At 24.5% G+C, this 6,411-nt stretch carries 7 protein-coding genes and 1 riboswitch; all 7 genes read left to right on the top strand.

The features are described 5' to 3' along the window. Positions 1-150 precede the first annotated feature (150 nt). The gene (locus KGF39_RS18590) at positions 151-303 is read left to right on the top strand and encodes a hypothetical protein (RefSeq protein WP_227823449.1); all 153 of its coding nucleotides are present in this window, start codon (positions 151-153) and stop codon (positions 301-303) included. A gap of 319 nt (positions 304-622) precedes the next feature. After that, positions 623-717, top strand: a riboswitch (guanidine-I (ykkC/yxkD leader). A gap of 63 nt (positions 718-780) precedes the next feature. After that, the gene (locus tag KGF39_RS18585; RefSeq protein WP_107595082.1) at positions 781-1,485 is read left to right on the top strand and encodes a B3/4 domain-containing protein; all 705 of its coding nucleotides are present in this window, start codon (positions 781-783) and stop codon (positions 1,483-1,485) included. An 18-nt stretch (positions 1,486-1,503) separates the two neighbouring features. Then, on the top strand, positions 1,504-2,220 hold the full coding sequence (locus KGF39_RS18580) for a radical SAM protein (RefSeq protein WP_227823448.1): 717 nt from the start codon (positions 1,504-1,506) through the stop codon (positions 2,218-2,220). Between the two features lie 703 nt (positions 2,221-2,923). After that, positions 2,924-3,301, top strand: a complete 378-nt coding sequence (locus KGF39_RS18575; RefSeq protein ID WP_227823447.1) for a BlaI/MecI/CopY family transcriptional regulator — start codon at positions 2,924-2,926, stop codon at positions 3,299-3,301. Next, a complete protein-coding gene (locus tag KGF39_RS18570; protein ID WP_227823446.1) occupies positions 3,294-4,442 on the top strand; it encodes a M56 family metallopeptidase in 1,149 nt (382 codons plus the stop codon). Before KGF39_RS18575 ends, KGF39_RS18570 begins: the two co-directional genes overlap by 8 nt. 150 nt (positions 4,443-4,592) lie before the next feature. Continuing rightward, a complete protein-coding gene (locus tag KGF39_RS18565) occupies positions 4,593-5,741 on the top strand; it encodes a M56 family metallopeptidase (protein ID WP_227823445.1) in 1,149 nt (382 codons plus the stop codon). Between the two features lie 18 nt (positions 5,742-5,759). Next, positions 5,760-6,368, top strand: a complete 609-nt coding sequence (locus KGF39_RS20100; RefSeq protein WP_306800932.1) for a peptidoglycan-binding domain-containing protein — start codon at positions 5,760-5,762, stop codon at positions 6,366-6,368. Positions 6,369-6,411 lie beyond the last annotated feature (43 nt).

Raw genomic sequence — 6,411 nt, 5'->3', positions numbered from 1 at the left:
AAATAATACAATAGAATTAGTTATTATTCAACATATTTGTTTGAAAATTGAATAAACTTATAGCTATGAAGATTATTTTACACTTAAAAAAGCAGATTAAATACATAGAATATATGGCAAGAAAAATTATTAAGAGTAGAATTAATAGTAATGGATAATGAAGAATATTATGCTTTTAAGAAAAAGGTATTAAAATCTAGTAAAAGTAGAAAAATAATGTGTTCTTTTACTATTACACATAAATCTATAATTAAAGAAAAGTTAGATTCACTAGAAGAGTATTACAAAAACTTAAAAGAATAAATTGTAAAAATTGGATGGAAGTATTTACCTTAATTATTTTGTTTAGAAAACTTTATTGAGATAGAATTTACTTTATAGACATATACATATATATAGTAAATTTAAATCAGAAATTAATCAAATTTGTAAAGTATATAGTGTTTTCAGAGGTTTAAATAACTTGAAATTCAACAAAATAGGTGATTTTCACCTAGTTTATTCTATAATTGTTGTACTTTGGTTGCAAATTATTTTAATGTACAAATTAGAGAATAGAGTATTGTTTTAAATACTATATTATGCTAAAATTTATTTGTGTTTTATAAATTAAAAAACATATAGTTTAGTTTTCTAGGGTTCCGCATTTTATAATGGTCAGGTCCAAGAGAAAACGCACAATTATTGTGTACACGGAAGGATAAAAGCCTGGGAGATATTTAATAATATTTCTTTAGGCTTTTTTATTTTTACATACTTTAAATTTGAGGAGGTTTTCTAATGAAAAGATTTGTTATTGAGGATGAGTTTTGGAGTCTATTTCCTAGTGCAAAGATTGGAGTTGTTATTTGTCATGATATAGACAACTCTATAAAAAATGAAGAATATAAGAAAATAATTTTACAGTCAGAAAAAGAAGCATTAAAATACTTGGATGATTCAGAATTTAGCAATAACCAAGTAATCAAAGTATGGAGAGAAGCATTTAAAAAGTTTAAAACGAAAAAAGGAGCAAGGTCTTCTATTGAGGCACTATTAAAAAGAGTTCATAATGGAAATAATATAGGAACTATTAATCCTTTAGTAGATATCTACAATTCTATCTCACTAAAATATGCATTACCTTGTGGAGGAGAAGATATAGATAAATTTATAGGAGATATTAGGTTAACTAGAGCAATTGGTAATGAGGAATTTATTCCATTAGGGACAGATGAAAATTCATCTCCATATGAAGGGGAAATAATTTATAAAGATGATGGTGGAGCAATTTGTAGATGCTGGAATTGGCGTGAAGCAGTGAGAACGATGCTTACTGAAAATACAAACAATGCATTTTTATGCATTGAATTAGTAGATGAAAGTAGATTTAAAGAATTTGAAAATGCTTTAAATGAATTAGCTAAAACAGTTCAAGACAAATTAGGTGGAAAATGTAAAATTTCAATTTTAGATGTTGACAATAAAAAAGTATCAATAGATTAATTTGGAGATGATATAGTAATGAGTTATTTTAGTTATAAAGATATTTATATTGAGGATGCGAAAAAAATACTAGAAGTAAATATACTTCCTGAAAAGTACTGTAATTTTGATTGTATATTTTGTCCTATTGGAAGGTCATATAATAAAGTAGATATATATCAATCATTTGGCAAGATAGATGATTCATTGAGAGAATTAGAAAGTATGATAGAAAAGAATAAAGCAGAATTAGTTTTTATTAATTCAAAAGGAGAAGCTTTATTGAATGATAAAATTTGTGAGGTTATTAAGTTAATAAAACGAAAAAAAGTTCCTGTACGTTTACTTTCTAATGGATATTTATTGGGTAAAGATGAATATATAAAGGTAGCCAATATGTGTGATGAGGTTGTTGGAGAGATAAAAGCAATGTCAGAAGAAGATTTTCAAAAAATTCAAAGACCAATTTTGGGATATACTTTAGAAAAATATATTTCAAATATGATTTTATTTAATAGACAATATAGAGGAAAATTTATTTTAGAGATAACGATTATCAAGGGATATAATGATGATGAGGATTCTATTGATGAGATAAAAAGTATTGTTGATAAATTATCTCCGGATAAGGTGATTGTTGAAAGAATAAATGATGAAAAATTTAAGAAAAAACTTGGTATATCTGACGAAAGATTTGAAGAAATTTCAAAAGAATTGTGTAATATTAAAAGTATTCCAAATCAAGAAACAAATTAAGTAGTGATATAGCTAATTATTAATATTATAAAATTTTATGTTTACATTATAGGGAATAAAAGAAAGTTATAAGTTTAAAATACTTTATAAATTATTAGATTTTATAAATATAAAATAAAAACTTAGAATATAATAAAAGCCTTTAAAATAAAAAAATTATTTTAAGGTTTTTTTATTATGCTCTTTTAAATTTTACATAATTAACAATAAAAATATATTGTTAGCTATAATGTTTTTATTGAAAAGCGATATTAAACAATGTATCATACTATATATAATATTTTAAAGGAGCTATTAGATTTTCAACATTAAGTAAGGGTTATAGTTAATTTAGATATATTTGTAAATAATCAATATGAAATAGATATTTTAATAACATAAAGGTACAATTAGGAGATTATTAAAATTTATTATATATTGCTCTAGTTTATTTTAAAAAAAAGTATTATAATATCCCTTGTGTGAAAATATGGGAATTTTTATTAAACAGTTTCAATGTGAAAATAATATTCTACACTATTATAATTAAATATATAAAATGAAACGTTTAAGCAATTATGTTTCAAAATCTAACTTTTAATATTTTAAAAAAATTAGAAAGTTAACAAAAAATGCAAAAATTCACATTTTTTTCATAAATTGTTTGACTAAAAAATTCACATGTTGTAGAATTATGTTAGCAGGAGTTTTGAGGGAGGTGTAAATGATGATAAAAAAAATACCACAAGCAGAACTAAAAGTAATGAAATTCATTTGGAGATTAGATGCTACAGTGACATCAAAGGATGTTATTGAAGCTATGGAACAAAAATATGGCTGGAAACAAACTACGACACTGACACTTTTATCAAGGCTAGTAAAAAGAGGATTCTTAGATGCTCAAAAAATAGACAGATATACACATTACACAATAGTGGTAAAACACAAAGAATATTTAAGTTTTGAGACAAAGGATTTCCTAAGTAATATACATGATGACTCTTTGCGAAGCTTAATTTCAGCATTACATGAGGATGAAAATATAGGTAAAGACACGCTAGATTTTTTAGAAAGTTATTTTGAAAATTTAAAGGATGAATAATTGTATGATATATGTCTTTGAAAATCTTATACAGACAACTATTATATGTAGTCTTGGTATTTGTCTATTATTATTTTTGAAAAGATATTTATTTAAGAATTTTAGCAAAAGATTCAATTATTATATTTGGTTGATAATAGTCTTTAGGATGTTACTTTTTCTATTTAATTATACTGTAACGTATGAAATAAAAAAGTCTAAAAGAGTTAGAGTAGGAAATAATATTACACAAATTGATATTCCTACAGATAATAATCTTATGCTGTATGTAGCTTATTTATGGTTATTTGTAACTATAGTCATTGCAGTTTATACATTTATAAAGTATACGAGATTTAAAAATCTTGTTGTTGATGTATCTTATGATATTGACGATAATGATGTAAATTGTATTTATAAAAATTTATTAGAAGAATTAAACATAAAGAAGAAAATTGAGTTAAGAGGTTCTGATGAACTTATAAGTCCAGCAGGTATGGGATTATTTAAGTCATACATATTTTTACCAGATTATCCTTATAGTAAGGATGAGATGACTTGGATTTTAAAACATGAATTAATGCATTTTAGAAACAAAGATATTTTAATAAAGCTTTTAGTATTGTCTGTGAAAATAATATATTGGTTTAATCCGCTAGTTTATATAATGAGCAATAGAGTAAATCTAGATTGTGAATTATGTTGTGATGAAAGTGTTTTGAATGAGTGTTCTTTAAGAGATAAAAAAGAATATGCATTAGCACTTATAAAGTCAATTAAGTTAAGTAAGAACTATCAGAGTGGGATTTTAACTACAGAATTTAATAAGACAAGTTTAGAAATAAGACTTGATAGTATTGTTAAAAATAAGGGTAGAAGTGGAATAATTATAGGCATTTTAGTTTTTATGATTTCTATTACATCTTTTGTTGAAGTTGATGCTCAGGTTAAAGTTGACAAAAATTCTAATGAAGTTACAAAGAAAAATACTGAAGTTATAAAGAATAATCCTAATGACCAATTTCAAACATTTTTATATAAAGATGCTCCATCTGAAGTTAGAAAGGTTTATGAGGAGAAATGTAAGGCAAATGGAAGAATTCCAAAGGATTCTGATAAAATAGAAATACCTACTAAGTATTATAATGAATTAAAAAAATAGTAGCTATAAAGATAATGAAATTTATTTGCGGAGTAGGTACTATAGTAAACTTAAGCGATGTTGGCAAAACAACAGAATAAGAAACAGATGAAAATAAAATTATAGTTAAAATAAGCTAGATTTTTTAAAACGATTTTAATAATTTAAAGGATGAAAAATTATATGATACAAGTTTTTGAAAAGCTTATACAAACAACTATTATATGTAGTTTTGGTATTTGTTTATTATTATTTTTAAAAAGATATTTATTTAAAAATTTTAGTAAAAAGTTCAATTATTATATTTGGTTAATAATAGTCTTTAGGATGTTGCTTTTTCTGTTTAATTACACAATATCATATGAAATAAAAGAGTCTGAAAGTGATATATTAATAAATAATATTAATCAAATTAATATTTCTACAAATAATAATTTCATCTTATATTTAACTTATTTATGGATATTAGTAGCTGTAGTGATTACAGCTTATACATTCATAAAATATAAAAGATTTAAAAATTTTGTTGTTGATTTGTCTTATGACATAGAAAATAGTGATGTTAACTGTATTTATAAAGATTTATTGAAAGAGTTAAATATAAAAAAGAACATTCACTTAAGAGGCTCTGATGAACTTATAAGTCCAGCAGGTATGGGCTTATTTAAATCATATATATTCTTACCAGATTATCCTTATAGTAAAGATGAGTTACATTGGGTTTTAAGGCATGAATTAATGCATTTTAAAAACAAAGATATTTTAATAAAATTTATAGTGATGTTTGTAAAATTAGTGCATTGGTTTAATCCACTAGTTTATGTAATGAGCAATAGGATAAATCTAGATTGTGAATTATGTTGTGATGAAAGTGTTCTTGATGGTTGTCAATTAAAAGAGAAAAAAGAATATGCACTAGTGCTCATTAAATCAATTAAGTTGAGCAAGAATTATCAAGGTGGGGTTTTAACAACAGAATTTAATAAAACAAACTTAGAAAAAAGACTTAATAGTATTGTTAAAAAGAAAGGTAGAAGTGGAATATTTATATGTATTTTAGTTTCTATAATTTCTATTATATCTTTTGTTGAAGTTGATGCTCAAATTAAAGTTGATAAGAATTCTGATGAAGTGACAAGGAAAAATACTGAAGTTATAAAGAATAATCCTAATGACCAATTTCAAACATTTTTATATAAAGACGCTCCACCTGAAATCAGAAAGATTTATGAGGAAAAATGTAAGGCAAATGGAATAGTTCCAAAAGATTTTGATAGTATAGAAATACCTACAAAGTATTATAATAAATTAAAAAAATAATTATATAAGGAGGATTTTATGTTAAGAAAATCAAAAAAAACATTAGCTATTGTGTGTTGTTTAATGCTTACTTTTACTAATGTGGCATTTGCAGAGACAGAAAAAAATACAGGAGTAAATATGGAGTCAATTTTAGAGGAAATTCCAAAGTCTGCTGTATTGTCTGGGTATATATATAAATATGAAAATGCACCAAAAGAAATAAAAGATATATATGCAAGTAAATGTGAAGCATTAAATATTGTACCTCAAGCAGACGATGAAATATTTGTACCAGAAAGATATAATTTTATGAGTGAAGGAGACACTTCAGGAGTTTATGCAAATTATTATGTAGACTATAATCCAAGTAAAAAAACTATCAGAATTTCAGGTAGTGGAAATTATACAATAAGTACAACAAAACTTGTAGGTTATGGTCATTATACTAGTGGTACAGAAGTTAGATGTGCACAAATTCTTTTAGGATTACTTAATTATAATGTGCTTGTCGATGGTTTATTTGGAAATGATACATATAATGCAGTTGTGAGTTTTCAAAGAAGATATGGTTTATCTGCAGATGGAATAGTTGGTTCAGCTACTTGGGATAAATTGGGTAGACTAACTGACCCTAGTTTTTCATAGGATTAAAATCGAGACTGTAAATCAATTTGTGCTTTTAAAGATA

It is taken from the genome of Clostridioides sp. ZZV14-6345, from assembly GCF_020657775.1.
Classification (GTDB): Bacteria; Bacillota; Clostridia; order Peptostreptococcales; family Peptostreptococcaceae; genus Clostridioides; species Clostridioides difficile_D.
Note: the sequence above shows the minus strand (reverse complement) of the source record. Positions and strands in the feature narration are given on the sequence as shown.

Excerpts from the sequence above, each read along its gene's own strand:
- KGF39_RS18590 (WP_227823449.1), top strand. The coding sequence starts at position 151 with ATGGATAATGAAGAATATTATGCTTTTAAGAAAAAGGTATTAAAATCT.
- KGF39_RS18585 (WP_107595082.1), top strand. The coding sequence starts at position 781 with ATGAAAAGATTTGTTATTGAGGATGAGTTTTGGAGTCTATTTCCTAGT.
- KGF39_RS18580 (WP_227823448.1), top strand. The coding sequence starts at position 1,504 with ATGAGTTATTTTAGTTATAAAGATATTTATATTGAGGATGCGAAAAAA.
- KGF39_RS18575 (WP_227823447.1), top strand. The coding sequence starts at position 2,924 with ATGATGATAAAAAAAATACCACAAGCAGAACTAAAAGTAATGAAATTC.
- KGF39_RS18570 (WP_227823446.1), top strand. The coding sequence starts at position 3,294 with ATGAATAATTGTATGATATATGTCTTTGAAAATCTTATACAGACAACT.
- KGF39_RS18565 (WP_227823445.1), top strand. The coding sequence starts at position 4,593 with ATGAAAAATTATATGATACAAGTTTTTGAAAAGCTTATACAAACAACT.
- KGF39_RS20100 (WP_306800932.1), top strand. The coding sequence starts at position 5,760 with ATGTTAAGAAAATCAAAAAAAACATTAGCTATTGTGTGTTGTTTAATG.